The organism is Mesorhizobium sp. M0808, from assembly GCF_040320025.1.
In the GTDB taxonomy this organism is placed as follows: domain Bacteria; phylum Pseudomonadota; class Alphaproteobacteria; order Rhizobiales; family Rhizobiaceae; genus Mesorhizobium.
The window spans coordinates 154,445-178,451 of record NZ_JAMYOX010000008.1 but is presented as its reverse complement, the minus strand read 5'-3'; the positions used below and the strand labels follow the sequence as shown (position 1 = coordinate 178,451).

24 protein-coding genes and 2 pseudogenes are annotated in these 24,007 nt (G+C 62.1%); 9 read left to right on the top strand and 17 right to left on the bottom strand.

Going from position 1 to position 24,007, the window contains the following annotated elements:
* Positions 1 to 57 precede the first annotated feature (57 nt).
* Positions 58 to 873, bottom strand: a complete 816-nt coding sequence (locus tag NKI25_RS13505) for an endonuclease/exonuclease/phosphatase family protein (protein WP_502897026.1) — start codon at positions 871 to 873, stop codon at positions 58 to 60.
* Between the two features lie 182 nt (positions 874 to 1,055).
* Between NKI25_RS13505 and NKI25_RS13500 the strand changes: the two genes are divergently transcribed.
* Positions 1,056 to 1,466 carry a DUF427 domain-containing protein gene (locus NKI25_RS13500; RefSeq protein WP_352473066.1) on the top strand — a complete coding sequence of 137 codons (411 nt, stop codon included), beginning with the start codon at positions 1,056 to 1,058 and terminating at the stop codon, positions 1,464 to 1,466.
* Between the two features lie 31 nt (positions 1,467 to 1,497).
* On the opposite strand, the gene NKI25_RS13495 is transcribed toward NKI25_RS13500, so the two are convergent.
* From NKI25_RS13495 to ku, 4 genes are all read right to left on the bottom strand, one after another.
* Positions 1,498 to 1,914 carry an HD domain-containing protein gene (locus NKI25_RS13495; RefSeq protein ID WP_352577668.1) on the bottom strand — a complete coding sequence of 139 codons (417 nt, stop codon included), beginning with the start codon at positions 1,912 to 1,914 and terminating at the stop codon, positions 1,498 to 1,500.
* Between the two features lie 127 nt (positions 1,915 to 2,041).
* Positions 2,042 to 2,413 (bottom strand): avidin/streptavidin family protein, encoded by a 372-nt coding sequence (locus NKI25_RS13490; RefSeq protein ID WP_352998586.1) that lies wholly within the window; start codon positions 2,411 to 2,413, stop codon positions 2,042 to 2,044.
* A gap of 75 nt (positions 2,414 to 2,488) precedes the next feature.
* Positions 2,489 to 3,889: a PAS domain-containing HWE histidine kinase family protein gene (locus NKI25_RS13485; RefSeq protein WP_352998585.1), complete on the bottom strand. Its 1,401-nt coding sequence runs from the start codon at positions 3,887 to 3,889 to the stop codon at positions 2,489 to 2,491.
* A 93-nt stretch (positions 3,890 to 3,982) separates the two neighbouring features.
* Entirely contained in the window at positions 3,983 to 4,816 is an 834-nt protein-coding gene (ku, locus tag NKI25_RS13480) for a non-homologous end joining protein Ku (protein ID WP_023677071.1), read from the bottom strand.
* A 119-nt stretch (positions 4,817 to 4,935) separates the two neighbouring features.
* On the opposite strand from ku, the gene NKI25_RS13475 reads away from it, so the two are divergent.
* A complete protein-coding gene (locus NKI25_RS13475; protein WP_352998584.1) occupies positions 4,936 to 5,400 on the top strand; it encodes an NUDIX hydrolase in 465 nt (154 codons plus the stop codon).
* A 54-nt stretch (positions 5,401 to 5,454) separates the two neighbouring features.
* Here NKI25_RS13475 and NKI25_RS13470 read toward each other — a convergent pair whose 3' ends face one another.
* Complete coding sequence (locus tag NKI25_RS13470) at positions 5,455 to 6,057, bottom strand: alpha-ketoglutarate-dependent dioxygenase AlkB (protein ID WP_352998583.1); 603 nt, start codon at positions 6,055 to 6,057, stop codon at positions 5,455 to 5,457.
* A gap of 96 nt (positions 6,058 to 6,153) precedes the next feature.
* On the opposite strand from NKI25_RS13470, the gene NKI25_RS13465 reads away from it, so the two are divergent.
* Both NKI25_RS13465 and NKI25_RS13460 read left to right on the top strand, forming a co-directional pair.
* The gene (locus tag NKI25_RS13465; RefSeq protein WP_352998582.1) at positions 6,154 to 6,402 is read left to right on the top strand and encodes a KTSC domain-containing protein; all 249 of its coding nucleotides are present in this window, start codon (positions 6,154 to 6,156) and stop codon (positions 6,400 to 6,402) included.
* Positions 6,403 to 6,565: 163 nt separating this feature from the next.
* Positions 6,566 to 6,721, top strand: a pseudogene (locus NKI25_RS13460) (histidine kinase); the annotation flags it as partial.
* A gap of 37 nt (positions 6,722 to 6,758) precedes the next feature.
* Here NKI25_RS13460 and NKI25_RS13455 read toward each other — a convergent pair.
* Positions 6,759 to 7,940 (bottom strand): acetate/propionate family kinase, encoded by a 1,182-nt coding sequence (locus tag NKI25_RS13455; RefSeq protein ID WP_352998581.1) that lies wholly within the window; start codon positions 7,938 to 7,940, stop codon positions 6,759 to 6,761.
* Entirely contained in the window at positions 7,940 to 10,351 is a 2,412-nt protein-coding gene (locus tag NKI25_RS13450) for a phosphoketolase family protein (RefSeq protein WP_352998580.1), read from the bottom strand. Before NKI25_RS13450 ends, NKI25_RS13455 begins: the two co-directional genes overlap by 1 nt.
* 303 nt (positions 10,352 to 10,654) lie before the next feature.
* Here NKI25_RS13450 and NKI25_RS13445 point away from each other — a divergent pair, with 303 nt between their 5' ends.
* Together NKI25_RS13445 and NKI25_RS13440 are read left to right on the top strand one after the other, a co-directional pair.
* Positions 10,655 to 12,655: a protein-L-isoaspartate(D-aspartate) O-methyltransferase gene (locus NKI25_RS13445; protein WP_352797329.1), complete on the top strand. Its 2,001-nt coding sequence runs from the start codon at positions 10,655 to 10,657 to the stop codon at positions 12,653 to 12,655.
* 48 nt (positions 12,656 to 12,703) lie between these two features.
* Positions 12,704 to 12,949, top strand: a complete 246-nt coding sequence (locus NKI25_RS13440) for a hypothetical protein (RefSeq protein WP_023720508.1) — start codon at positions 12,704 to 12,706, stop codon at positions 12,947 to 12,949.
* Positions 12,950 to 13,059: 110 nt separating this feature from the next.
* On the opposite strand, the gene NKI25_RS13435 is transcribed toward NKI25_RS13440, so the two are convergent.
* The 4 genes from NKI25_RS13435 to NKI25_RS13420 are packed head-to-tail and all read right to left on the bottom strand — an operon-like array spanning position 13,060 to position 18,485.
* Positions 13,060 to 13,659 carry a DUF1772 domain-containing protein gene (locus NKI25_RS13435; protein ID WP_352989152.1) on the bottom strand — a complete coding sequence of 200 codons (600 nt, stop codon included), beginning with the start codon at positions 13,657 to 13,659 and terminating at the stop codon, positions 13,060 to 13,062.
* Entirely contained in the window at positions 13,656 to 15,194 is a 1,539-nt protein-coding gene (locus tag NKI25_RS13430; protein ID WP_352788089.1) for a SpoVR family protein, read from the bottom strand. Before NKI25_RS13430 ends, NKI25_RS13435 begins: the two co-directional genes overlap by 4 nt.
* Positions 15,194 to 16,516 carry a YeaH/YhbH family protein gene (locus NKI25_RS13425; protein WP_023677060.1) on the bottom strand — a complete coding sequence of 441 codons (1,323 nt, stop codon included), beginning with the start codon at positions 16,514 to 16,516 and terminating at the stop codon, positions 15,194 to 15,196. The genes NKI25_RS13430 and NKI25_RS13425 overlap by 1 nt, the downstream gene beginning before the upstream one ends.
* Before the next feature lie 19 nt (positions 16,517 to 16,535).
* Positions 16,536 to 18,485 carry a PrkA family serine protein kinase gene (locus tag NKI25_RS13420; RefSeq protein ID WP_023677059.1) on the bottom strand — a complete coding sequence of 650 codons (1,950 nt, stop codon included), beginning with the start codon at positions 18,483 to 18,485 and terminating at the stop codon, positions 16,536 to 16,538.
* A gap of 271 nt (positions 18,486 to 18,756) precedes the next feature.
* Between NKI25_RS13420 and NKI25_RS13415 the strand changes: the two genes are divergently transcribed.
* Positions 18,757 to 18,918, top strand: coding sequence for a hypothetical protein (locus NKI25_RS13415; RefSeq protein ID WP_023677058.1), 162 nt, complete (start codon positions 18,757 to 18,759; stop codon positions 18,916 to 18,918).
* Between the two features lie 16 nt (positions 18,919 to 18,934).
* On the opposite strand, the pseudogene ocd reads toward NKI25_RS13415, so the two are convergent.
* Positions 18,935 to 19,997: pseudogene (gene ocd, locus NKI25_RS13410) on the bottom strand (ornithine cyclodeaminase).
* Between the two features lie 3 nt (positions 19,998 to 20,000).
* On the bottom strand, positions 20,001 to 20,921 hold the full coding sequence (gene rocF, locus NKI25_RS13405; RefSeq protein WP_352588776.1) for an arginase: 921 nt from the start codon (positions 20,919 to 20,921) through the stop codon (positions 20,001 to 20,003).
* Between the two features lie 130 nt (positions 20,922 to 21,051).
* Between rocF and NKI25_RS13400 the strand changes: the two genes are divergently transcribed.
* Both NKI25_RS13400 and NKI25_RS13395 read left to right on the top strand, forming a co-directional pair.
* Entirely contained in the window at positions 21,052 to 21,489 is a 438-nt protein-coding gene (locus NKI25_RS13400; protein ID WP_352588773.1) for an Lrp/AsnC family transcriptional regulator, read from the top strand.
* 208 nt (positions 21,490 to 21,697) lie between these two features.
* The gene (locus tag NKI25_RS13395; RefSeq protein ID WP_352588770.1) at positions 21,698 to 22,021 is read left to right on the top strand and encodes a hypothetical protein; all 324 of its coding nucleotides are present in this window, start codon (positions 21,698 to 21,700) and stop codon (positions 22,019 to 22,021) included.
* Between the two features lie 41 nt (positions 22,022 to 22,062).
* Here the strand turns inward: NKI25_RS13395 and NKI25_RS13390 are convergent, their stop codons facing one another.
* The 3 genes from NKI25_RS13390 to NKI25_RS13380 all read right to left on the bottom strand — a co-directional run bounded on the left by NKI25_RS13390 (position 22,063) and on the right by NKI25_RS13380 (position 23,971).
* On the bottom strand, positions 22,063 to 22,284 hold the full coding sequence (locus NKI25_RS13390; protein ID WP_352588767.1) for a hypothetical protein: 222 nt from the start codon (positions 22,282 to 22,284) through the stop codon (positions 22,063 to 22,065).
* Between the two features lie 146 nt (positions 22,285 to 22,430).
* Positions 22,431 to 22,691, bottom strand: a complete 261-nt coding sequence (locus NKI25_RS13385; protein WP_352588764.1) for a SpoIIAA family protein — start codon at positions 22,689 to 22,691, stop codon at positions 22,431 to 22,433.
* Between the two features lie 98 nt (positions 22,692 to 22,789).
* Positions 22,790 to 23,971, bottom strand: coding sequence for a DUF3182 family protein (locus NKI25_RS13380; RefSeq protein WP_352637321.1), 1,182 nt, complete (start codon positions 23,969 to 23,971; stop codon positions 22,790 to 22,792).
* Positions 23,972 to 24,007 lie beyond the last annotated feature (36 nt).

Genomic DNA, 24,007 nt, shown 5'->3' with positions numbered 1-24,007 from the left:
CACCGACAAACATCAGCGAAGCAAACCGTCTGAAATCTGACTAACAACCCTTCAGGTTCATTCTGGTTGCAGTCGCGGCTGCCGTATCGCGTCCAGGTTCAGCCGGGCCTTGATCGGCAGATGATCGGAAGCCCGCTGCGCCAGCGGCGTCTTGTGCACCTCGATGCTGGAAATCAGGTGCGGCGGCCTGGCCAGGATGCGGTCGAGCGCAAACAGCGGAAAGCGCGACGGAAAACTCGGCAGAACCGCATCGATCGGACCGAAATGCGGCAGCAGGGCCAGCAGCGAAGACCTGTTGCGGACGCGCCATTCGTTGAGGTCGCCAAGCAGGATTGTTGGCCGCAGAACCGGGTGCGTGGCTTCGACAAGTGCGTTGGCTTGCTGCGAGCGCGAGCGCCGCAGCAAGCCGAAATGCGCGGCTATGATCCTAAGCGAGACGCCCTTCAGCTCCAGGTCCGCGATGACCGCGCCGCGCGGCTCCAGGCCGGGCAGCCGGATCTGGTTCACGCTTTCGACCACGCCACGGCGTGCCAGGATCAGATTTCCGTGCCAGCCATGGCTGCGGCGGTTTTCCGGGACATGGGTGGGGACGAGGTCGCTGTCCCGCTCGAGCGCCGCGAGATCCAGCAATCCCTGCCTGCTTCCGGTTCTTTCGTCGGCCTCCTGCAAAGCAATGATATCGGCATCGAGTTCCTTGACCACGGCTGCGACCCGCTCCGGATCGAACCTGCCGTCGGTGCCGACGCATTTATGCACATTGTAGGATGCGACCGTAGTGCATGAAATTTCATTGCCGGGTGCCGCAAACCGCGGCACTTCCCTTCGCAGCGCAGCGCCAAGCGACCTTGGGAGGGTAGGCGATCGATCCAGCATGTGGTCCATTTGCTGTTGAGTCGGCGAGTGGCGGCCATTGCGATTATGGCGCGTGCGGAGGTCTGAAACAACGACGACCTTGGAAAACCGTTCCACCACCCGGCCTCGGCGCGCCCGCGGTCTGGAACCCTGACGGGCAACAACACGTTTCGGGAAGGCAGCGCAGTCAACGGAGAAGTCGAATGCAGTCCTTAGCCGCAGATTCCGCCCCCCGCCCAGGCCCGCTCAGGATTGTCCCGTTTGATGGAACCGTGACCGTCCGGTTCTCCGATGCCATTATTGCGTCGAGCGAGCGGGCAAAGGTGCTCTATGAAGACGGCCATGATCCTGTTTTCTACATACCCTTCGAGGACATCTATTTCGACCTCTTGGAGAAGACGAACACGACGAGCCACGGCCCGCTGAAGGGCACGGCAAGCTATTGGCGTGTTCATGCGGTCGGTTCGTCGGCAGAAGACTTCATGTGGGCCTACGAGACGCCCGACACCCCGGCATTGGCGATCGCCCGCCATGGTGCGTTCGATCCCGGCAGGGCGCGGATCGACGCCGATCCCGCGGAAGACAAGCGGCACACGCCGCACGTCACCGAGTAGACCCACATCGGCGACAGCCGCCAGCTGTCCGTCAGCTCGCGAACTCTTCCCTGAGAATGCGCAGGCCGTCTTCGTATTTCGCTGTCGAGGCACCGATCTGCCGTGCCTGCCATAGATTGTCGGCGAGATCGGCGCGCTTGACCGGCAATGCCAGCGGGCTGGCCGCAGCCCTGCGAACGAACGCGGCATCGCCCTCGTTCGGCCGCCGCGTCATGGCATCGACGGCCGATACGATGGATGGCCCGAACCCGGCCGCCTCAAGCCGGTCGCGGTTCCAGCCGTCGCCTTTTTCGATGACGTCGTGAAGATAGGCGATGGCTTTCTGGTCGAGCGTTTCGACGGCATCGACGACCCGGCGGCAATGTTCGATATAAGGCCGCCCTGTCTTGTCCGTCTGCCCGGCATGAGCCTGTTCGGCGATTTTCGCTGCGCGATAAAGCACGCTCATTGGGTCGACCCCGTAACGAACAGCGCATGTCCTGGCTAACGCGCCATCGTCAGCGCGAGTTCCGATGCACCGCGGGAACCCTGCTGCCTCACTTGCGAGCTGAATGCCGCGGCGGCGGGCGCGATAGTCAGGAGACGCGTTCAAAACTGTCGAGGCTGGTTCCAAACGCGCGCCAGGCGGGGAGTTTCCTGGCACGGGCCGGGGCACCTTCCTGTTCCGCCGACAAAGCAGCATCCGCAACGGTGTGCCACAGCATCTCCAGCTTCCCGTTCCTGAGGATGCCGGTATAGCTCACCGCCGCGGCTCCGACCCGCCCTTCGGCCGCGCAGGTGAAGCCGATGACATCTCCATGGCAGGCTCCGAACAGCGGCACGGTCATGCCGAAGAAGGCGCTGTCCTCTAGCGCCGTCCTGAAGGTTCCGCTGATCCGTCCGCCCTCTTCGCTGGTCAGTTCGACCACCGACCCGTACTGATTCCGCCAGGTGCCCAGCCAACTCATCGCTGCTCCTCCTGATTGCTACCACAGGGATTGCGCTAACACACGGCCGCCAAGCCGCGGCCGAGGCAGCGGCCTTCAATCAGCCGCGATGCCGGCCGTCGACATCTGAACGAAGCGCAGCGGCGCTTCCAGCTTCCAGCTGATGCCGTGCCTGGCGAATTCCAGGCGGCCGGTGCCGCTGAGCGCCTGCGGCGTGACGCGTTTGAGCACAACCGTTCCGAAACCGCGTCGCGTGTTTTCATCCACCAATGGTCCGTCCAGCTCCCGCCAGACAAGGCGGAAGCCATCGCTGCCATCGGCGGCTGGGGTCACGGTCCATTCGACCTCGACCCGTCCGTCATGGTGCGACAGCGCTCCGTGCTTTACCGAATTGGTGGCCAGCTCGTGAAAGGCAATGCCGAGATATTGCACGGCGTTCGGCTGCAGCATGATCATCGGCCCGCTCATCGACAGCCGGGCCTGTGTCGCGAAGGCCTTGGTCTGGGCATGGATCAATTCGCCGATGGTCGCGCCACGCCATTCCGCATCGACCAGGAGGTCGTGCGATTCCGAAAGCGCCATGATGCGTTCCCGGACCCGTGAAAGGAAGGCCTCTGGCGTACCCGCCAGCTTGCTGGTCTCGCGGATCATCGAGACGATCACCGAATACTGGTTTTTAACGCGATGGTTGACTTCGCGCATGAGTGTGCGGATGCGCCGTTCGCTTTCCTTGTGGGGGCTGATGTCGCGCGCGATCTTGGAGGCGCCGATGATACGTCCGATGCCGTCGCGTATCGGCGAGATGGTGAGCGAAACCGGAACCAGGGTGCCGTCCTTGCGCTGCCGGATAGTCTCGTATGAAGGAATCCGTTCGCCGGCGCGAATGCGGCTGATGATCATGGCTTCCTCATCCAGGTGGTCGGGCGGGATGAGGATCGTCACCGGGCGCCCGATCGCCTCGGCGGGCGTATAGCCGAACAGGCGTTGTGCCGCGTCGTTCCAGCTGGTGATAATGCCGTTCAAGTCTTTGGACACGATGGCGTCCATCGAGGATTCGACGATGGCGGCGAGCCTTATGCCGGCGTCGTCGGCCAGCGTCTGCATGCGCAGGTCGAGCAGGGTGTTGATGGCACCGACAACCTCGCCGGCTTCATTGCGAAGCAGGACCGGATGCGCACTGAACGGGATGAGTTGGCCGTCCGGCCGCTCGGCGATGGCTCGGCCCCCACGAACGTCCCGCTCCTCGAGCAAGGCAACGGCCATTGGACACTCGTCATGCGTCATCGGTCGCCCGTCGAGGTGGCGAAGCTTCCATGACCCGCACCAGCGATCCTGGCCGATAACCGGACGATATCCCCAGAGATCGGCAGCGGCTTCGTTGAAGAAGGTGATGTAGCCTTGTTTGTCGGTGGTGTAGACGGCCACAGGCAACGCCTGCATCAGATCGGCGGAGGAAACTTGCGGGATCCCGCCAGTCCTTAGTTCAACGACGTCCACCAGTCCCCCGCTCTGCTTGGCTTGCCGACGGATTGCTACGTCATCTAAATGCGCGCGAGCGTTTTCGGTTCCGTTCGATCCGCTTTCGGACATTCAGGCTGATTTGCGTTTCGGGGCCGTTCTCGGCTTTTTGCTGGGAGCCTTGCCGCCTTCCTGCGCCAGGCTTTTGCGCAGAACATCGGCGAGATTGATGACGTTCGTCTTGGGCTCAGGTGCCGGCTTGGGCGGTTTCTTGCCCTTGCGCTTGGCCTCGATCATTGCAACCAGCGCCTTTTCATAAGTATCGTCGAACTTCGACGGGTCGAATTTGGCGGGCTTCTTGTCGATCAGCAATTGCGCGATTTCCAGCATCTCGGGATCGACCTTGCGAGCCTTCAGCCCTTCGAACACCGCGTCCGCCGCGACCACTTCATTGTGGTTGCGTAATTCCGTCATCAGCATGCCCTTGCCCAGTGGCTGGATCAGCACCTCTCGGCCTCGCTGGTACAGCACGACGCAGGAGCGGGCTGCCACTTTCTTCCTGGCCATGGCGTCCCGGATCACCGCGAAAGCCTCCGTGGAGGGCGCGTCGGCCGGAACGAGATAGTAGGGTTTTTCGAGGTAGCGTGCGTCGATTTCGGCGGCAGGCACGAACTCGCCGATTTCGAGCGTATGCTGCGATACCATCTTCAGTTTCTTGATTTCGTCCGGCTCTATATGGATGAACTCACCCTTTTCGACCTCATAGCCTTTTACCTGCTCGGCCGCCTCGACCGTGTCGCCGGTCTCCTCGTCTAGATAGGCGCTCTTGACCGGGAGACCGTCTTTGCGGTTCAGGATCCTGAAATGCACTTTCTCGGCCTCGCTGACGGCACCGATGATCTTGACGCCACAGGAAACCGATCCGACTTTCATAAAGCCCTTCCAGGCAGCTCGCGGCGTCGCCATGTCGATCACTCATTTGTCGAACGGACGGAACGGCTGCGCGCGGAAATCGTTCCGCCATGGCAGGCTGTTCCATATGCCGGCCCGGACGTTCGTTTCATTTTCGTCAGGGGAATAGCGGAATGGCCCAACGCAGCGCAGGATTGCTCATCTTTCGCCGAAGGGAAGGACATCTCCAGGTCTTGCTGGTGCATCCGGGCGGACCATTCTGGGCGAAGAAGGACGACAGCGCATGGTCGATCCCGAAGGGCTTGGTCGACGAGAACGAGGACGAGCTGGGGGCAGCAAAACGCGAGGCCGAAGAGGAGCTAGGCGTCGCCATCGATGGTGTTTTCGAACACCTTGGCAGCTACAGGCAGCCGGGCGGCAAGCTCGTCATCGCATGGTGCGTCGAGGCGGATTTCGACAGCGACGCCATCAACAGCAACACCTTCGTCATGGAATGGCCGCCAAGGTCCGGCTCGATGAAGGAATTTGCCGAAGTCGACAGAGCGGGCTGGTTCTCCCTGCCTGAAGCCAACCTCAAGATCCTGAAAGGCCAGCGCGCCATGCTGGCGGACTTTGCCGGTCGGCATGGCGACGGATGAATTTGTTTCAGCCCAGTTCTTAGGGCAGTGCTCGGGCTTCCTCACCGCTCTGCTTTAAGCGCGTTGCGGCCGCAGCGTGCGCAACGTGATCGAATAGCGGTGCTCCGCAACCGGCGGAATGCTGTGCTCCCATTCGCTGCGCGCGGCGCCCGTCATCAGATAGGCCGATCTTGGCTCGACGGTGACCGTCTTGCGGTCCCATCGCGTGCCGTTTTTCCGCCGCAGGCGAAAGCTGCAGGCGGCCAGCAGGGAAACACCGGCGACGGCCTCGAAATGAGGCTTGTCGCGGTGCCAGCCGATACCGGCGCCCGGCCGGTACTCGTTGATCAGCACCTGCACGAAGGTCTCGGCGGGCAGGCGGGCGAAGGCTGCAACCTTTTCCCTGAGCGGCAGCAGAAAGCCGGGTATCGGCGGTGCCTCGACGACTTCGCGCCGGTCGTAATCATAACGCAGCCCAAAACCGACCACCCGCCGGTTTGCCAGATGGCCGTGAAAGTCGAAGGCCTGAAAAGGCAGGCTTGCGAGCTGGCTCGCCAACGCTGCTTCTTCGTCCGGCGTGATCAGTTCGGGCCGGTAGCGGAATCCTTCCGGCAGGTCGTCGGCGGCGGCAAAGAGTTCGCCCTGGCGGGCTGCTGCCGATGTCTTGGGCGATGGCATCAACCGTATTTGGTGAAGCCGGCCCGTAGCGGCAAGGCTGCTTCGGCAGCAAGGAACCTCGCTCTCCGTGCAGGGTTATTCACATGACGATATGGAATGGAGCACTGCCGAGCATTGGACCTGTCGAGGATGCCTTCAACTGCGATCAGAAGCATCGATTACCAACCGGCGACGAGGATCCTCTCCGTATGGTTCGTCCCGAGCGGAAACCGCCATGATTACGAGGACGTGCCGCCGCAGGTCCACGCGACATTCTGCAAAGCCTCGTCAAAGGGCCGGTTCTTCAACGAGCATATTCGCGACCGGTACAAATACCATCTGGTCGAGCAGAGTCATTCGAGCTGAGCCTTCAGCCGCTTCTCAACCACGATCTCGGCTCTCCGCCATGCCTGGCCGCGTGGTGGCAATGAGCGGACTTCGCAGTTGGCGAGCGACCTGATATTGATCATGGTCCCCACCCAAAACATCGAAAGCTTGGAATGTCCGCCGAAGCCGAAAAAAACCGAGCGAAGGCGAGACCTGGCCGAAACCCGGCAAGCTCGGAGCACTGATCGCTCAATCGCTGACCGAAAATGCCAAAGCCCGGTTCGAGGTGGATTCTGCCCCCGGCAAAGGAACGCGGGTGACCATCGTGTTCAACAGATCGGCCGCCCTCGCGACGTAGCCGGTCGAGCAAGCGCCGCCATTCGAGGCCATCCGCCTCAGCCGGGCCCCTCCATCACCTTGCGCGTGTGGCGGGCGATGACACCTTCTTCGTCGGTCGCCACGACGCGGACTTCGACCTTGCTCTCCGCCTGGCTCATCAGCGCGGCATGAGAGCTGTTGGCGGCCTCGTCGATCGCCACGCCGAGCCAGTCAAGCCTGTCGCAAATCGCTTTACGGGCCGTGGCCGAGTGCTCGCCGATGCCGGCTGTGAACACCAGGCATTCCAGCCCGCCCAGCGTGTTGGCGAGGGCGGCAACTTCCCTGGCGGCGCGGAAGGCGAAAAGCTCCACCGATTCGCGCGCCCGGCGGTCGTCACTGGCTTCCAGCGTGCGCATGTCGCCGGAAATACCGGACACGCCGAGCAGCCCGGATTCCTCATAGAGCATGTCTTGCAGCGCCTCTCCCGAAAGGCCTCTTTCCAGCAGCAGGTACAAAAGCACGCCCGGATCGATGGCGCCGCAGCGTGTGCCCATGACCAGGCCGTCAAGCGCCGAAAACCCCATCGTCGTATCGATGCTTCGCCCGGCGCGCATGGCGCACAGGCTCGCCCCGTTGCCGAGATGGGCGACGATGGTTCTTTTCGCCGCCAGATCAGGCGATATCTGCTTGAGCCGGCCGGCAACATATTCGTAGGAAAGCCCGTGAAAGCCGTAGCGGTGGATGCCGTCTGCCTCATAGCGGCGCGGCAGCGCAAAACGGCTGACCAGAGGCTCGATGGTCCGATGGAAGGCCGTGTCGAAACATCCGACCTGCGGCAGGTCGGGCCGCAGCGCGGCAAGCGCCCGGATTGGTGCGAGGCTGCGTGGTTGGTGCAATGGCGCAAGCGGGGTCAGCCTGTCGAGAGCCTCGACAACTGTCGGCGTCAGGCGGACAGGTTCGACGAACTCGCGTCCGCCATGGACGATGCGATGGCCGGCGGCGATCAATTTCCTTCCGCCAAGTTCGTTCTCGATCCATTGCAGCATCTGGCCGATGGCTAAATCGGGCGATGCGTCCGCGGCAAGTGGCCGATCGCACTGCAGCTCCCCATCGGCGGCTTTCGCGGTCAGCCTTGGCGCATCGCCCAGATCCAGCGAACCGCGCGAGGCAAGATCCGGCTCGGCGGACACTCCAAGATCGTAAAGCCCGAACTTGATGCTCGACGAGCCGGCATTCAACGCAAGGATCGATCGTCGCATTAATCGCCGGCCCTCGTCGCGCCGTCCTGCGGCCAGGACCATTTCTGGATCTCGGGCATGTCCTCGCCATGTTCGCGGACATAGGCCGTGTGCTCAGCCAATTTCCCGTGCAACGCCGCGGCAAGATCCTTCGCCCGCTCGGCCAGCCCCGGCACACGCGCGATCGCGGCGAGCGCCAGATGATAGCGGTCGAGCTGGTTGAGCACCACCATATCGAACGGCGTCGTGGTCGTGCCTTCCTCGCGAAAGCCGTGCACATGCATGTTGTCGTGGTTGGCGCGCCGGTAAGTCAGACGGTGAATGAGATAGGGATAGCCGTGATAGGCGAAGATGACCGGCTTGGCCCTGGTGAACAGTGCGTCGAACCTGTCATCGGCAAAGCCATGCGGATGCTCGGAATTCGACTGCAAAATCATCAGGTCGACGACATTGACGACGCGGATATTCAGGTCCGGAATGCCCGAGCGCAGGATATCGGCTGCAGCCAGCGTCTCCAGCGTCGGCACGTCGCCGGCGCAGGCCAGGACCACATCCGGATCTTCGCCCTTGGCAACCGTCCCGGCCCATTCCCAGATGCCGGCGCCGGCCTTGCAGTGTGCTTCCGCGTCTTCGGCGGACAGCCATTGCGGCGCCGGCTGCTTGCCGGCGACGATGACGTTGATGCGGTTGTAGGTTTTCAGGCAATGGTCGGTGATCCACAGCAGCGTGTTGGCGTCGGGCGGGAAATAGAGCCTGACCGTGTCGGCCTTCTTGTTGGCGACGAAATCGGCAAAGCCTGGGTCCTGATGGCTGAAGCCGTTGTGATCCTGTCGCCAGACATGCGAGGTCAGCAGGTAGTTGAGCGAGGCGATCGGCTTGCGCCAGGCAAGTTCGCCGGAGGTCTTCAGCCATTTGGCGTGCTGGTTGACCATGGAATCGATGATGTGGACGAACGCCTCGTAGCACGAGAACAGGCCGTGGCGGCCGGTCAGCAGATAGCCCTCCAGCCAGCCTTGGCAAAGATGCTCGCTGAGCACTTCCATGACGCGGCCGTCACGGGAAAGATGGACGTCGTAAGGCTCGATCCGCTCCATCCAGATCCGATCCGTGACCTCGAACACGTCGTCGAGGCGGTTGGAGGACGTCTCGTCGGGTCCCATCAGCCGGAAATTCCTGGCCTCGGCGTTCAAGCGGATCACATCGCGAAGATAGCTCCCGACGGTCCGCGTCGCCTCCCCGACAGTGCCGCCCGGACGCGGTACGTCGAGCGCCAGGCCTTTCCAGTCGGGAAGCACGAGGTCCTGTTTCAGCAGGCCACCATTGGCGTAGGGGATAGCGCCCATTCGTCTTGGTCCTGTTGGCGCAAGCGCTGCGAGCTCCGCCAGGAGATGGCCGCCTTCGTCGAACAGCGTCTCCGGTTCGTAGCTGCGCATCCAGTCTTCGAGGATCTGCCGGTGCGCCGCATCGCCGCGTGCATTCGACACCGGGACCTGGTGCGAGCGCCAGAAATCCTCGACCTTCTTGCCGTCGACCTCTTTCGGCCCGGTCCAACCCTTTGGGCTGCGCAGCACGATCATCGGCCACAGCGGCCGCTCTCCCTTCCAGCCCGCGGCTCGTGCGGGCTCCTGGATGGAGTGGATCCGGCCGAGCACGGTATCGAGCGTGCTGGCCATCTCCCGATGCATCGGGGCAGGCTCATGGCCTTCCACGAAAAAGGTTTCGTAGCCATAGCCGAGGAACAGGCTGCGCAACGCCTCGTCTTCCATGCGGCCGAGGATGGTCGGGCTGGCGATCTTGTAGCCGTTGAGATGCAGGATCGGCAGGACGGCACCGTCGGATGCCGGGTTCAGGAACTTGTTGGAATGCCAGGCCGCGGCGAGCGGGCCGGTCTCGGCTTCGCCGTCGCCGACGACGCAGGCAACCACAAGGTTCGGATTGTCGAAGGCGGCGCCGAAGGCATGGACAAGCGCATAGCCGAGCTCTCCGCCTTCGTGGATCGAGCCGGGCGTCTCCGGAGCCGCGTGGCTCGGCACTCCGCCGGGAAACGAGAACTGCCGGAACAGCTTGCGCAGGCCGTCTTCGTCCCCGCCGACCTCGGGATAGATTTCGCTGTAGGTGCCCTCGAGCCAGGTGTTCGCGACCATTGCCGGGCCGCCGTGACCCGGACCGCAGATGAACAGGACATCGAGACCACGTTCACGGATAATCCGGTTTAAATGCACATAGATGAAATTGAGGCCGGGCGTCGTGCCCCAATGGCCGAGCAGCCGCGGCTTGATGTGCTCGGGCCGCAAGGGCTCGCGCAAGAGCGGATTGTCGAGCAGGTAGATCTGGCCAACCGAGATGTAGTTCGCGGCGCGCCAGTAGCGGTCCATCAGATCGATCTGATCAAGGCCGGTCGGGTGCGCAGCGGTGCGGACCTCGTCGTTCATGGAAATGCCTCCGGAATACCCTCGTCCGTCGTTATCTGGAGTGGCGCCGCGTCGGAGAAAGGATTTGCCTCGAAATAAGTTTGGGCGGCGTGGCTAGCGCCCGCTTGCCGATCCTGCAACCCGCCTCGCCACACAAAAGCGGGTCGGTCTTTTGGGGAACCTCGGGGCTTGCTAACGGTTAGGGAGATGCACCGCATTGCTTGAATCCAAAGGGACTGCCGAGGCCCTGAGATACGAGCCGGCCGAGGTGGCGTTGAGCAGCTTGGGCGATTGTAGCGGAGGCGCCATAGGAGGAGCAAAAAGATGCTCGATCTCTCCCATGCCCGCAACCAAATGGTCGACATCCACTTGAGCCGCCGTGGCATTCGCGACCGCAATGTCCTTCAGGCGATGCGCGAGGTCCCGCGCGAGGCTTTCGTCGAGCCTGGTTTCGAAGAATTCGCCTATGAGGACGGGCCGCTGCCGATCGCCGAAGGTCAGACGATATCGCAGCCCTATATCGTTGCATTCATGATCGAAATGGCGGAGATCGGAGCCGGCGACCACGTCCTCGAGGTTGGCACCGGCTCGGGCTATGCGGCTGCCGTAATGAGCCGGATCGTCGAACGCGTCTACACGATCGAGCGCCACGCCGCGTTGGCTGAAACGGCAAGGCAACGGTTCAAAAAGCTTGGCTACGACAATATCGAAGTCCGCACCGGCGACGGCACCAAAGGCTGGCCCGAGGCGGCACCCTTCGATGCGATCCTGGTTGCGGCCGCCGGACCCGGCGCACCGCTCGCTCTGCAAGAACAGCTCGACGTCGCTGGCCGGCTTGTCATCCCGGTCGGCGATGAATTCGACTCGCAGCGCCTGCTCAAGGTCACCCGTACCGGCGCCGCAACCTACACCGAGGAGGATTTCGGCGGCGTGCGGTTTGTTCCGCTGATCGGCGAGCAAGGCTGGGGCGAGCCAGGCAGCGACAGCCAAATAGCGGCCGATCTTCCGCACCGGCATCAGCGCAGGAGCAGCCTGCCGCAGATGATAGCGGCCGCCGCCGAACCGCTTCCGGATTTCGACGATCCGGCCTTCGGTGCGCTGTTCGACCGGTTTGCCGACCGCCGCGTCGTCTTGCTCGGCGAAGCCAGCCACGGCACGTCGGAGTTCTACCGTGCGCGCGCCGCGATCACTCGCAGGCTGATCGAGAAGCATGGCTTCACCATCGTCGCGGTCGAGGCCGACTGGCCCGATGCCGCGGCGATCGACCGCTACGTCCGCCATCGACCGCCGCGGCCGGGCGCCGCGCCGCCCTTCCAGCGCTTTCCCACCTGGATGTGGCGCAACACCGACGTCGCGGCGTTCGTCGACTGGATGCGAGTGCGTAATGAGCGGATCAGCATTTCCTCCCGGCGGGCCGGATTCTATGGCCTAGACATCTACAATATGGGCGGATCGATTGCGGCGGTCCTGCAATATCTCGACCGGGTCGATCCGCAGGCGGCAAGGATCGCGCGCGAACGCTACGGCTGCTTGACGCCGTGGCAGAACGACCCGGCCACCTATGGCCGTGTCGCACTCACCTCCGGCTACCAGAAATGCGAGAAGGCCGTGCTCGAGCAATGCCGGGAACTGCTTTCCAGAGAGCTCGACTATGCGCAGCAGGACGGCATCGATTTCCTCGACGCGAGCCAGAATGCCCGTCTGGTCGCCTCCGCCGAGCGCTATTACCGCACCATGTATTACGGCGGCGCGCAATCCTGGAACCTGCGCGACACCCATATGTTCGAAACGCTGGAGCACCTGCTGCAGGCCCGCGGCCCGAACGCCAAGGCGGTGGTATGGGCACATAATTCCCATATCGGCGATGCCCGCTACACCGAGATGGGGATCGTCAGGGACGAAGTGAACATCGGCCAGCTCTGCCGCCAGCGTTTTGGCGACGAGGTTGCCTTGATCGGGCTCAGTACGCATTCCGGGACGGTGGCCGCCGCCACCGACTGGGACGGCGACATGGAAGTGAAACCGGTTCGGCCTTCCCACAACGACAGCTATGAGCGGCTTTGCCACGACAGCGGCGTCTCGCCTTTCCTGCTCGATTTCGAGCGCGACGACACGCTGCGCGAACGGCTTCTGGAGCGCCGGCTGGAACGCTTTATCGGCGTCATCTACCGGCCCGAAACCGAGCTCCACAGCCATTATGCGGACGCCTCGCTCGCCCGCCAGTTCGATGCTTTCGTCTGGTTCGATGAAACCAGTGCCGTGACGCCGCTTGGGCCGGAACATGCGGGGACAGGCCTTCCCGAGACCTATCCTTTCGGGCTGTAGCGAATTTGGACCCTGGGAAAGCGGAAAATCAAAAGAAGGAGGTCACCGATGGCCGGAAAAAAGACTCATGAGCAGCAATTGCGCATTATCGAAGAGCGCGAGAACACGAAAAACGCCGGCAAGGATTTCGACGCGGAAGCGGATTTGAAAAAGACCAGGCAAGAGCGCGAGGCGTTCCGGCGCGGTGCCGAGCTCAGATCGGACCCGAAGGACATTGCCGATCCCGACGACCGCAACATAATTCGCGGCGAGCACCAGGAAAGCGCCCACAACAAGCATCGCGCCGACCGCTGAAACGGCAGGATCGCTTGACGTTAAGATAGTACGCCGGTTCCGTTCCCTGATCTCGGATGCAGCGTTCGTGGCGACAAGTTGGCGGACGAGGGCCGTCTTGATCCCTGGCGCTATTCAGCAAAAAATGTCGCGGCGATAGCAATTGAGACGAGGCTCAGCATCGCCAGGCCTGCCTTGGCGACATGCGAAGCCTCCCAGACGTTGCGCAAGTCTCTCCAGTCGCCGGTCTGCTTTCGAGAGAACATTGAAAAAAACGTCGCGGCTGATTTCGGCATGGCAACGTCTTGCACCCAGAAATTATTGACGGGATGCGTTATCAACCAATAGGTCGCATGTTCCGCCAGCAAGAAGGCGAGCGCCGCCAAGGTCCACCAGAATCGAGCGCTTGGATAAGGCGTCAGGTAGAGCATGATGGCGAGGGCAATGATGCCGCCGATCTCGGCAAAGCCGCCGATCGTGAAGCCGGGATAATAGATCGCCTGCACTGATCTGTAGGTGGCCTCCTTGAGGCGCAACTTGCCGGGCAATTCCAGTGCGTGCACAAGTGAGAGCGCCATCGTGACAGCGACCAGAAGGACGGTGGCGATCATCAATGCGCGCATGTTCCTGCTCCCTGAATGATGCCCTCGTGGCGCGCGCGTACTTAGGGTGGTTGGTGATCCGGTAAAGGCAACGACACCCGACTTCGCCGGCAAGTCCGGTTCGGTCATTCCCCGATCTGGCTGGTCGACCGTTCGTGGACTGTGGCGCCGGTCTGTGAGTCGACCGCAGCCATGCTGACCTCGTAGCCCCAGAGCTTGCGGATATGGCGCAGCGTGGCGTCGCGGCTGCCGCCTTCCAGCACTATGCCGTCCTTGACCTTATGCTGCAGGCGCAGATGCCGATCGCCGAGCAGGTCCACGTCCACCACCTGGATGTCCGGCCGGCTGGCGCCGATGTCGTAGCTGTGGGCGAGTGCGGCGCGGATGCTCTCGTAGCCGCGCTCATTGTGTATCGAGGCGACTTCGTAGTGCGGATCGTTGGCCGCATCGGCAAGCACAAAGAACCGCCATTTCCGGATCAGGGTAGGGCTCAGATACTGGCGGATGAAGGACTCGTCGCGATGGTTGGCCCAGGCGTCCAGCAGGGTCTGGCGCCAGTCGCCATTGCCGGCGATATCGGGAAACCAGTCGCGGTCCTCGGCGGTCGGCGCGGTCGAGATGCGCTGGATGTCCTGCATCATGTCGAGGCCCAGCGCGTAAGGGTTGATGCCGGAAAAGCGCGGATCGTCGAAGCCCGGCTGGAAGATCACGTTCGAATGGTTGCGCAGCACTTCCAGCATGGCGCCTTCGCCGATCAGGCCGCGGTCGAACAAAAGGTTCATCAGCGTGTAGTGCACGAAGGTCGCGCAGCCCTCGTTCATCACCTGCGTTTGGCGCTGCGGATAGAAATACTGCGCGATGACGCGGACAATCCGGATGACCTCACGCTGCCAGGGTTCCAGGATCAGGCTGTTCTTCTCCAGGAAATAAAGCAGGTTTTCCTCGGGCAGCTTGAGCGATCTTCTGCGCTCCGCCATTGTATCCGTCTCGCGGGGCTTGGTGCCGTCCTTCGAAGGCGGCAGCGTGCGCCATAGGTCATTGTAGGAACGCTCCTCGTATTCCAGGCGCTCGCGAACGCCCTCGCGCTGCTTTTCCGACGACAGTTTCGGCGGCCGGTGATATCTGAACACGCCCTGTTCCATCAGCGCATGTGCGGCATCGAGGATCTCTTCCACCGCATCGACGCCATGCCGCTCCTCGCAGCGGGAAATGTAGCCCTTGGCGAAGTCGAGATAGCTGAGGATGGCGCTGGCGTCCGTCCACTGCTGGAACAGATAATTGTTCTTGAAGAAATGGTTATGGCCGAGTGCCGCGTGCGCCGTCACCAGGGCCTGCAGAGCCATGGTGTTTTCCTCCATCAGATAGACGATGCAGGGATTGGAATTGATGACGAGTTCATAGGCGAGCCCCCGTCCGCCTTTGCGATAGAGCAATTCCTGGTAGAGGTAGTGCTTGCCGAACGACCAGTGCCGGTACATCAGCGGCATGCCGACAGAGGAATAGGCGTCGAGCATCTGTTCTGAGGAGATGATCTCCATCTGCACCGGATAGACGTCGAGGTGGAGCTCTTCCGTGGCGACCGCCTCGATGGTCTCGTACGCACGCGACAGCGTCCTGAAATCCCAGTCGGAACCGGAAAACAGCAACCCGGATTTGCTCGCCATCAGCCCCCTCTTTCAGCGCTCTTTTGATAACCCGGCTGTCTGGCGAAGAGCTGGCGGAAAACCGGGTAGATGTCGGCCGCCGTGGCGATGCGGCTCATCTGGAAGTTCGACCACCTCAGCTTGACCGCACTGTAGGCACGCCACAGCGACGTGCCGTTGTCGGTGGCGCCGAAGATGTGGCTCTCACGCTCGTCGAGGATCTCGACATAGGCGAAATACTGGCAAAGCCGCATGATCTGTTCGTCGAGCAAGGCGATGCAGCGCTCGGAATCGGTGACGAAATTGTCGCCGTCCGAGGCCTGGGCGACATAGATGTTCCATTCGCGGCTGGGATAGCGTTGCTCGACGATGCGGTGCATCTCCTCGAGCGCCGTGGAAACCACCGTGCCGCCGCTCTGAGTGTTGTAGAAGAAGGTTTCCTCGTCCACCTCCTGCGCCTCGTGCGTGTGGCGAATGAAGACGACCTCGGTGCGGTCATAGCGCCGTTTCAGGAACAGGTGCAGCAGCACGAAGAAGCGCTTGGCCAGATCTTTCTCGCGTTCGCCCATCGAACCGGACACGTCCATCAGGCAGAACATCACCGCATTGGCGTTCGGCACCGGCTGGGCGTCGAAGCGGTTGAAGCGGATATCGACCGGATCGACAAAGGCGATCCGCTTGCGGCGGCGCTCCAGCCGCTCAAGCTCTTCCTGCAGCGCCACGATGCGCTGCCGCATCTCGGCGTTTTGCGGCTTCGTCTCCAGCGTCGCGATCTCCTGCGCGACAGCGTCGACCGCCTCCTGCTTGGGGCGCCTGAGCGCTATGCGGCGGCCATGGCTGTTGCGCATCGTGCGCCCGACATTGATGTTGGTCGGCGAGCCGGTCGCGGCGAAGCCGGCCCGGCGCGGCTTGAAGGCGAGGATCTCCTTGAGGTTGAGCTTGACCATATCAGGCAGTTCGAGGTCTTCGAAAAAGAGGTCGAGCACCTCCTCGCGCGACAGCACGAAACGGAAATCGTCCTCCGATTCGGTTCTCCCCGGGGCGGATCCCATGCCGCCGCCCTGGCCGGGTTTAGGCAGCCGGTCGCCTCGGGCAAAATGCTTGTTGCCGGGCAGGACGTGCTGGCGGCTGCCGCTGTTCCGGGCATCCTTGAAGCTCGGCTCGCCGGTGCCTCGCGCCGGCATCGAAACGGCATGCTCGGCGTCCACGTCGGCGATCTTGCCGGTGCGGATCTGATCGCGGATGGTGCGCTTCAACTCTTCGCGCGCCCGCCGCAGGAAACGCTGCCGGTTGCCGAGGCTTTTGTCCTTCGGGTTCAGTCGGCGATCGATGAAGATCGGCATATGTTACCCCGGGCTGGCTTCAACCCGCCTTGTTCACCCGCATGTACCAGTCCACCAGCCGGCGGACCTGGCGCTCGGTGTAGCCGCGCTGGATCATCCGCTGCACGAATTCGGTATGCCGCTTCTCCGTCACGCTGTCCTGCTTGGAGCCGAAGCTGATCACCGGCAGCAGATCTTCGACCTGCCCGAACATCCGCTTCTCGATGACTTCGCGCAGCTTTTCGTAGCTTGTCCATGATGGGTTGCGGCCATGGTTTCTGGCCCGCGCGCGCAGCGTGAACTTCACCACTTCGTTGCGGAAGTCCTTGGGATTGGCGATGCCGGCCGGCTTTTCGACCTGCGACAGTTCGTTGTCCAGAACCTCGCGATTGAGGATCTGGCCGGTATCGGTATCCTTGTAGTCCTGATCCTCGATCCAGGCATCGGCATAGGCGATGTAGCGGTCGAACAGGTTCTGGCCGTATTCGCTATAGGATTCCAGATAAGCCTTCTGGATCTCGTGTCCGATGAACTCGGCATAACGGGTCGCCAGCTCCGACTTTATGAAATCGAGATAGTCCGCCTCTGTTTCCTTCGGGAACTGCTCGCGCTTGATCGCCTCTTCCAGGATGTACATCAGATGCACCGGATCGGCGGCCACCTCTTCGGTGTCGTAGTTGAAGGTCTGCGACAGGATCTTGAAGGCGAAGCGGGTGCTGACGCCGGTCATGCCTTCATCGACACCGGCCGCGTTTCGGTACTCCTGGACCGACTTCGCCTTGGGATCGGTTTCCTTGAGGTTCTCGCCGTCATAGACGCGCATCTTGGTGTAGAGCGGCGAATTGTCGTGTTCGGCCAGGCGGGTCGAAACGGTGAACCGGCTGAGGATATCGAGCACTTCCGGAGCGCAGGGGCTGGAGGCCAATTCGCTTTCGCGCAACAGCTTCTCGTAGATCTGCCGCTCTTCGGTGACCCGCAGGCAATACGGCACCTTGACCACCAGGATACGGTCGAGGAACGCCTCGTTGTTCTTGTTGTTCTTGAACTGCAGCCATTCCGATTCGTTGGAATGGGCAACGATGATGCCCTGATAGGGGAAAGCGCCGAAATTCTCGGTGCCGTTGTAGCTGCCTTCCTGGGTCGCGGTCAGCAGCGGATGCAGCACCTTGATCGGCGCCTTGAACATCTCGACGAATTCGAGCAGTCCTTGCGTGGTCCGGTTCAGGCCGCCGCTATAGGAATAGGCATCCGGATCGGACTGGCTGAAGTTTTCCAGCTGCCTGATGTCGACCTTGCCGACCAGGGCCGAAACGTCCTGGTTGTTCTCATCGCCCGGCTCGGTCTTGGCGATGCCGATCTGGCGAAGCCTGGACGGCATCAGCTTGACGACGCTGAATTTGGAGATGTCGCCGGACAATTCGTCGAGGCGCTTGGCCGCCCAGGGCGAGATCAGGCCGTTCAGCCGCCGCCGGGCGATGCCGTATTTATCCTCCAAAAGGTCGCCCATGCGGTCGGGGTCGAACAGCCCGAGCGGCGATTCGAACACCGGGCTGACCTGGCCGCCGACCTTCAGCGTATAGATCGGACGCTGCTCCATCAGCCTTTTCAGCTGCTCCGCAAGCGAGGACTTGCCGCCGCCGACCGGGCCGAGGAGATAGAGTATCTGCTTGCGTTCCTCGAGCCCTTGCGAGGCATAGCGGAAATAACCGGCGATACGCTCGATCGTATCCTCCATGCCGTAAAAGTCGGCGAAGGTCGGATAGATCTTGATCGTCCGGTTCGAAAAAATACGGCCAAGCCGCTCGTCCTTGCTGGTATCGACAAAGGTCGGCTCGCCAATCGCCTCGACCATCCGCTCGGGCGCCGAGGCGTACATCGACTTGTCCTCGCGGCAGGCAAGCAGATATTGCTGGAGGCTTATCTCCTCCTGCGCCGCATTCTTGTAAACCTCGGAAAACAGATCGAAGACGTCGGATTGATTCTCACGCATGGTATTCCTAGCCCCGGAGCCGGTGTGGCTGCACGTTTGTCTCTTGAACAACCAAATGTCGGAAAGCCCTTGTGGTTCCCTTCACTTTGCAGAGAGTGCCTGTGACCGAATGATAAGACTCTAGATAAGGGCATCCTGAGTGCAGACAAGGCGTGGAACGCCCCGCTCGAAGCATTAAATCCTGAATCGCGCCACGCCGTGCGGGCGACCTCCGATAAGACGGAGGAACGGTTCTGGTCCTTCCCGGTTGTGAAGGAAAGGAGACGGTTCGATGTTTGAGACTAGTTTGTGGTTGCTCGTTGTTGCAGGCGGTCCACTGCTGCTGGCAATCCTGATCGCCTACGCCCTGCTCACGCAGCGCCGTCGCGGCCCGGCGGAGCGCAGGGAAAGCGACCGCGCCACCGAGCGCCTCTACCAGGAAAAGAAGGACTGACCGACAGGATCGCAGCTCAGCTGCCGGCAACCGCCAGCCCGGCCACTTTTTCGGCGCGCAGCAGCATGCCGAACAGGTCACGCGGTTCATCGGGATCGGCCAGAAGGTCTAGTTCCTCGTAAAGGCCGGTCCGCTGAAGCTGATCGCGGACGTAGCGCAGCGCGGAAAAATCCTCGATCGCAAAGCCGACGGAATCAAACAGCGTGATCTGTCCGGCGTCCGTCCGGCCTGCTGCCTTTCCTGTCATCACCTGCCACAATTCGGTGATCGGATGGTCCGCATCGAGCTGCTGGCTCTCGCCTTCGATGCGCGTCTGCGGCGGATACTCGACGAAAATATTCGAGCGCAGCAGAATGTCGCGATGCAGCTCGGTCTTGCCCGGGCAGTCGCCGCCGACCGCGTTGATGTGCACGCCGGACCCGACCATGTTGTCGGTCAGGATTGTTGCCGACCGCTTGTCGGCGGTCACCGTGGTGATGATCTCTGCACCTTCGACGGCCTCCTGCGCCGACGCGCAGAGCTTGATGTCGAAACCCATGCCGGCAAGGTTCTTCATGCATTTGGTCGAGGCCGCCGGGTCGATATCGTAGAGGCGCAGCCTGTCGACGCCAAGCAGCGCCTTGAACGCAATGGCCTGAAATTCCGATTGCGCGCCATTGCCGATGATCGCCATGCACCGGGCGGCCTTGGGAGCGAGGTATTTCGCGGCAACCGCCGAGCTGGCCGCCGTTCGCAGGGCGGTCAGGATGGTCATTTCCGAAAGCAGCATCGGATAGCCGTTGCCGACATCGGCAAGCACGCCGAAAGCGGTCACGGTCTGACGGCCGTCACGCGTGTTCTTCGGATGCCCGTTGACATATTTGAAGCCGTAAAGCTGCCCGTCGCTGGTCGGCATCAGCTCAATGACGCCGGCTGTGCGAGGCGACGCGCGGCGTCTTGTCGAACAGCTCCCAACGCCTGAAATCCTCTTCGATATAGGCGGCAAGCTCGACCAGAAAGCGCTCGATGCCGATGGCAAGCACCAGCTTCATCATGCGGTCGACGCTGACGAAAGGAACGATGTTCAAATTGACCGTCATGGCTCAGAACCCCCTCGTCGGGCGATCCATGATCCGCCGGCCCATCAAGCTTGCGGTCAGGTCGACCAAAAGCGTGGCGGTGCGGCCGCGCTCGTCAAGAAAAGGGTTGAGCTCGACCAGGTCGAGACTGGTGACGAGGCCGCTGTCATGCAGCATTTCCATCGCCAGATGCGCCTCGCGGAAGGTGGCGCCGCCTGGGACGGTGGTGCCGACCGCCGGGGCGATCGACGGGTCGAGAAAATCGACGTCGAGGCTGACGTGGAGCATGCCGTTGGCGGCGCTCACCCGTTCGAGAAAGGCGCGAAGCAGTTGCGCGATGCCGTGCTCGTCGATCGAACGCATGTCGTGGACCGTCACGCCGGCTCTGCGCAATGCATCCCTTTCCGCCAGGTCCACGCTGCGGATCCCCAGCGCGCATATGCGAGCCGGCTCCACCTGCGCTGCAAGGCGGGGGAAATAGCCCTCGAAGCCGGGCTGCCCGCTGGCATAAGCCAGCGGCACACCATGCAGATTGCCGCTGGTCGTCGTGTCGAGGGTATGAAAATCGGGGTGCGCATCGAGCCACAGCACGAAGAGCGGCCGGCCGGCATTCGCCGCCCGGCGGGCAATGCCGGCGAGCGTGCCGGCCGAAATGCTGTGGTCGCCGCCGAGAAAGATCGGCATCGCATCGGCGCTCGCGGCATAGGCGGTTTCGCTGATTGCCGCCGTCCAGGCGGCGATTTCCGGCAGCGCCTTCACCGCCGCATTGCCGTGTACGACAGGGCGCATATCGGCAGGGACAATCGTTCCGAGGTCGGTCAGCGTATGGCCAAGCTCGGTCAGCGCGCCGGCCAGGCCGGCCGTGCGCAGCGCACTCGGCCCCATCTCGCAGCCCATCCTACCCGAGCCGGCCTGGATCGGTGCCCCAACGATTGTGCAATGCATTTGTCATACCCCACCGAATTACGATGCCTTTATTGAAGCGGGCATCGCTGGCAGAATGAACATGTCAAATTGGCAAATTTGTCGAAGTGCCTTACCATTGTGGCATCATCTACTTCCGTTGTGAGCAATCATGGACCAGCTCGACGAGCAGATCATCACCTCTTTGCGGCACGACGCCCGGCGCAGCATTTCCGATCTTGCCGTCAGCCTGGGTGTCTCCCGGGCAACGGTAAGGTCCCGGATCGAGCGACTTGAAAGGGACGGCGTCATCGTCGGCTACACCGTCATTCTGCGCGCCGACGCGGTCGATCAGCGCGTGCGTGGCATCATGATGATCGAGATCGAAGGCCACGCCGCCGATCGCGTCATTCGGGCGCTGGGCGGCTTCTCCGAGGTCTCGACCATCCACACCACCAATGGCCGCTGGGATCTGGTGATAGAACTCGGAACCCAGACCCTGAGCGAGTTCGATGCGGTGCTGAGACGTATCCGCCTGATCCCCGGAATTACCGGCAGCGAAACAAGCCTGCTCCTGGCAACGCCACGCACCACCAAGGCTCGGCTGTGACTTCGAGGAACTGCGCTTGACCTGCAGCGGTAACGAAATCCGCCAAGGAACCTTCAATTGTCGCCGCGGTTAGAGCAATTCCAGTAAAAGTGTGGAACGGTTTTCCGTTCGGAATTGCGTCAAAACGAAAAAATAGAGCGGTTCAGCGTTTCCGGGAAACGACGAACCGTTCTAGGCCCGGACAGGCCTCCTTCGAGGGAGAACAATCATGGCTCACGCCCAGCAGGAACTGGTCGAATTCGTTATCAGCAAAGCCTTCAACCCGGTCATGCGGGCCAAACCGGACGGAAAATCCGATGCCGAGCGCAAGACGCTCGAACATGTCCAGCAGGCCACGAAGACCGAGATTGAGCGCTATCGCCGTTACGGCTCGGCCGAGGAGGTCGCGACCAATTTCAAGCGCGACCTGAATTCCGACGCTGCCAAAAAGTTGCACGCCCAGCTGCGCCGACTGCATCTGCCGACGATCGAGGACATTCGTGACGACTTCGAGGACAAGGCCCGCAAGCTCGGGGTCAAGGCCTCGTCGTAGATCCGCGACCGATCGCCTCGGTGACGTCCGTCAGGCTGTCATCACAAACCGTCCTTGGTCGGAGGCCACCCTGACCGAACCGTCTCGGGGATGTTGTCCGACGTCAGATCGCCCCGATTGAGCTTTTCAATCGCTTCATCGGCTTCGCTTTCGTCGAGACCGGAAAGCGGCAATCCATCGACCACGACGGCTTCGTCGCTCTCGCTGTCATAGACCTCCCAGAGGCCTTCCGGATCCTGTCGTTTGTCGTAAACGGTTGGCATGGCCATTTCCGTAACCACTCCTGCAGGCAACGCCGCTATTGCACGCCCGCCACCCATTTCAGGGCCTGGGCCTTTTCGTCCTCCGGGAACACCCGCGCCTCGATTTGCGGAAACAGCGCGTCCGTCATTTCCGTGGCGGCCTTGATCTACTGCTTGTCGGAAATCACCGCGGCACGTTTGAAGCGGTGGAGCTCGCCAAGTTTGCTCAGCCCATACTGCAGGTCGCGCCGCAAGGCGCCAGCCGTCATGTCCTCGAAATCGGCAAGATCGGTCAGGACGCCGATGTCCTTGTGGTCGCTCAGTTTCGCTTCGATTGCCGGGATGACTTTGTCGTAGTCGTCCGCCGTCACGGTGCCGGTGACACGAAAGGCGGCTACGTTCTGGGGAGCGGAAATCATCTCGATCATTTTTTCCTCCGGTCTCTGACTTGCTGCCTGCCCGAAACAAACTCGGCCATTGGTGGATGTTCCCTGCCGGAGGCGTGCTTGACTTCAACCTGACATGGCTAGAATGACGATCGGCCGGCTTCCCCGATCGGCCCTCGGATCGCCTGGGTGACGACGGTATAACGCGTGATTTGACCCTCCTCGGGGTCCTCCCCGTGGAAGTGGATTGCTGCGTTCGGCGGCAGCCGCGCAGTGCTGCCGAACTGCTTGACGGCGGAGACATGCACGATCTGCATGTCGGGGTCGCGCTTCATGGCGTCCATCGCTGCCAGCTCGGCGCTGCTGCTGCCACCGATCCGCCAGCTGGCTTCCAGCACACCCGATCGCCAGATGCCCGAGGAATCGACACCTTGGCCGATGTCGTAGTTGCGCCGTGAGGCGAAAAATCCGGGATAACCATCCATCGCTGCGTCATAGGTTCTCGCCTGCGCCACGGCCAAACCCAGCGTCGGCGATAATCGCAGCTCATCCAGCGCCTCCCATCCGCCGCGCACGACGACCAGATCGGATCCGCCGTAAACGGGCTGTCCGTCGTTGTCGGTCGTCGTCCGCTGGGTGCCGTAATAGCTGATCGACAATTCGTCGATCATGGTTCTGCCAACGCTCAGCGTAACGATGTCGCGAAGCTGCGTTTCGAGAACAAGGCCGTATTCGCTTAGGTCAGAGGATGGATATTGGTCCAGCAGCCTTTCGACATCGCCGACCGTCGCGGCGGTGTGCTGGTCGCGGCCCCGCGAAGCGCGCGGTGGCTTGAACCGGACCAGCCCGAGCTCCAGCAGACGTTGCGCTGCGCGCAGCGCGTCGTGGCGTGAAAATGCGGTGTAACCGGGCAGTACGGCCGCGGCGACGGCCCTGCCGAAGCCGGCGTGCCATTCTTTTGGCCGTGCCGCCGATCCGTCCACCAGCTCGTGGGTTATGGCCTTGGTGGTTGCGAGGCGCCAGGGCACCACACCGCCGAAGAGGTCGTCCGGCCCGTTTATGCCCAGTTGGAGCGCATCGACGGCAAGCAGGCTGTCGTCCGGCACGAAATACAGTCGGCCACTGTCACCGCCGCCGTCACGCAGGCCCTGGCGGAAGGCAAAGCCCTTCAACGCCGCAATCGTGCGCGCAACGGCAGCGACGGTTTCCCGCTCGTGGGTATAGATTGTCTCGCCGCCCGGCACGGAGAATGCGACCACAACACCTTTCGCCCCGCTTGGTTGCTTACCGCTTAGCCCGGTCATGTCGCGCCCTTCGTCCATTGCCGAGCCTCTTGCCGCCATTCCGCGGCGATGCGT

Bases quoted from the DNA above. Each gene is read 5' to 3' on its own strand.
- rocF (WP_352588776.1), bottom strand. From the start codon at position 20,921: ATGCATTGCACAATCGTTGGGGCACCGATCCAGGCCGGCTCGGGTAGG.
- NKI25_RS13440 (WP_023720508.1), top strand. From the start codon at position 12,704: ATGGCCGGAAAAAAGACTCATGAGCAGCAATTGCGCATTATCGAAGAG.
- NKI25_RS13415 (WP_023677058.1), top strand. From the start codon at position 18,757: ATGTTTGAGACTAGTTTGTGGTTGCTCGTTGTTGCAGGCGGTCCACTG.
- NKI25_RS13455 (WP_352998581.1), bottom strand. From the start codon at position 7,940: ATGCGACGATCGATCCTTGCGTTGAATGCCGGCTCGTCGAGCATCAAG.
- NKI25_RS13495 (WP_352577668.1), bottom strand. From the start codon at position 1,914: ATGAGCGTGCTTTATCGCGCAGCGAAAATCGCCGAACAGGCTCATGCC.
- NKI25_RS13425 (WP_023677060.1), bottom strand. From the start codon at position 16,516: ATGCCGATCTTCATCGATCGCCGACTGAACCCGAAGGACAAAAGCCTC.
- NKI25_RS13465 (WP_352998582.1), top strand. From the start codon at position 6,154: ATGGAGCACTGCCGAGCATTGGACCTGTCGAGGATGCCTTCAACTGCG.
- NKI25_RS13470 (WP_352998583.1), bottom strand. From the start codon at position 6,057: ATGCCATCGCCCAAGACATCGGCAGCAGCCCGCCAGGGCGAACTCTTT.
- ku (WP_023677071.1), bottom strand. From the start codon at position 4,816: ATGGCGACGCCGCGAGCTGCCTGGAAGGGCTTTATGAAAGTCGGATCG.
- NKI25_RS13435 (WP_352989152.1), bottom strand. From the start codon at position 13,659: ATGACCGAACCGGACTTGCCGGCGAAGTCGGGTGTCGTTGCCTTTACC.
- NKI25_RS13430 (WP_352788089.1), bottom strand. From the start codon at position 15,194: ATGGCGAGCAAATCCGGGTTGCTGTTTTCCGGTTCCGACTGGGATTTC.
- NKI25_RS13500 (WP_352473066.1), top strand. From the start codon at position 1,056: ATGCAGTCCTTAGCCGCAGATTCCGCCCCCCGCCCAGGCCCGCTCAGG.
- NKI25_RS13390 (WP_352588767.1), bottom strand. From the start codon at position 22,284: ATGCCAACCGTTTACGACAAACGACAGGATCCGGAAGGCCTCTGGGAG.
- NKI25_RS13395 (WP_352588770.1), top strand. From the start codon at position 21,698: ATGGCTCACGCCCAGCAGGAACTGGTCGAATTCGTTATCAGCAAAGCC.
- NKI25_RS13450 (WP_352998580.1), bottom strand. From the start codon at position 10,351: ATGAACGACGAGGTCCGCACCGCTGCGCACCCGACCGGCCTTGATCAG.
- NKI25_RS13445 (WP_352797329.1), top strand. From the start codon at position 10,655: ATGCTCGATCTCTCCCATGCCCGCAACCAAATGGTCGACATCCACTTG.
- NKI25_RS13490 (WP_352998586.1), bottom strand. From the start codon at position 2,413: ATGAGTTGGCTGGGCACCTGGCGGAATCAGTACGGGTCGGTGGTCGAA.
- NKI25_RS13475 (WP_352998584.1), top strand. From the start codon at position 4,936: ATGGCCCAACGCAGCGCAGGATTGCTCATCTTTCGCCGAAGGGAAGGA.
- NKI25_RS13385 (WP_352588764.1), bottom strand. From the start codon at position 22,691: ATGATCGAGATGATTTCCGCTCCCCAGAACGTAGCCGCCTTTCGTGTC.
- NKI25_RS13420 (WP_023677059.1), bottom strand. From the start codon at position 18,485: ATGCGTGAGAATCAATCCGACGTCTTCGATCTGTTTTCCGAGGTTTAC.
- NKI25_RS13400 (WP_352588773.1), top strand. From the start codon at position 21,052: ATGGACCAGCTCGACGAGCAGATCATCACCTCTTTGCGGCACGACGCC.
- NKI25_RS13505 (WP_502897026.1), bottom strand. From the start codon at position 873: ATGCTGGATCGATCGCCTACCCTCCCAAGGTCGCTTGGCGCTGCGCTG.
- NKI25_RS13380 (WP_352637321.1), bottom strand. From the start codon at position 23,971: ATGGACGAAGGGCGCGACATGACCGGGCTAAGCGGTAAGCAACCAAGC.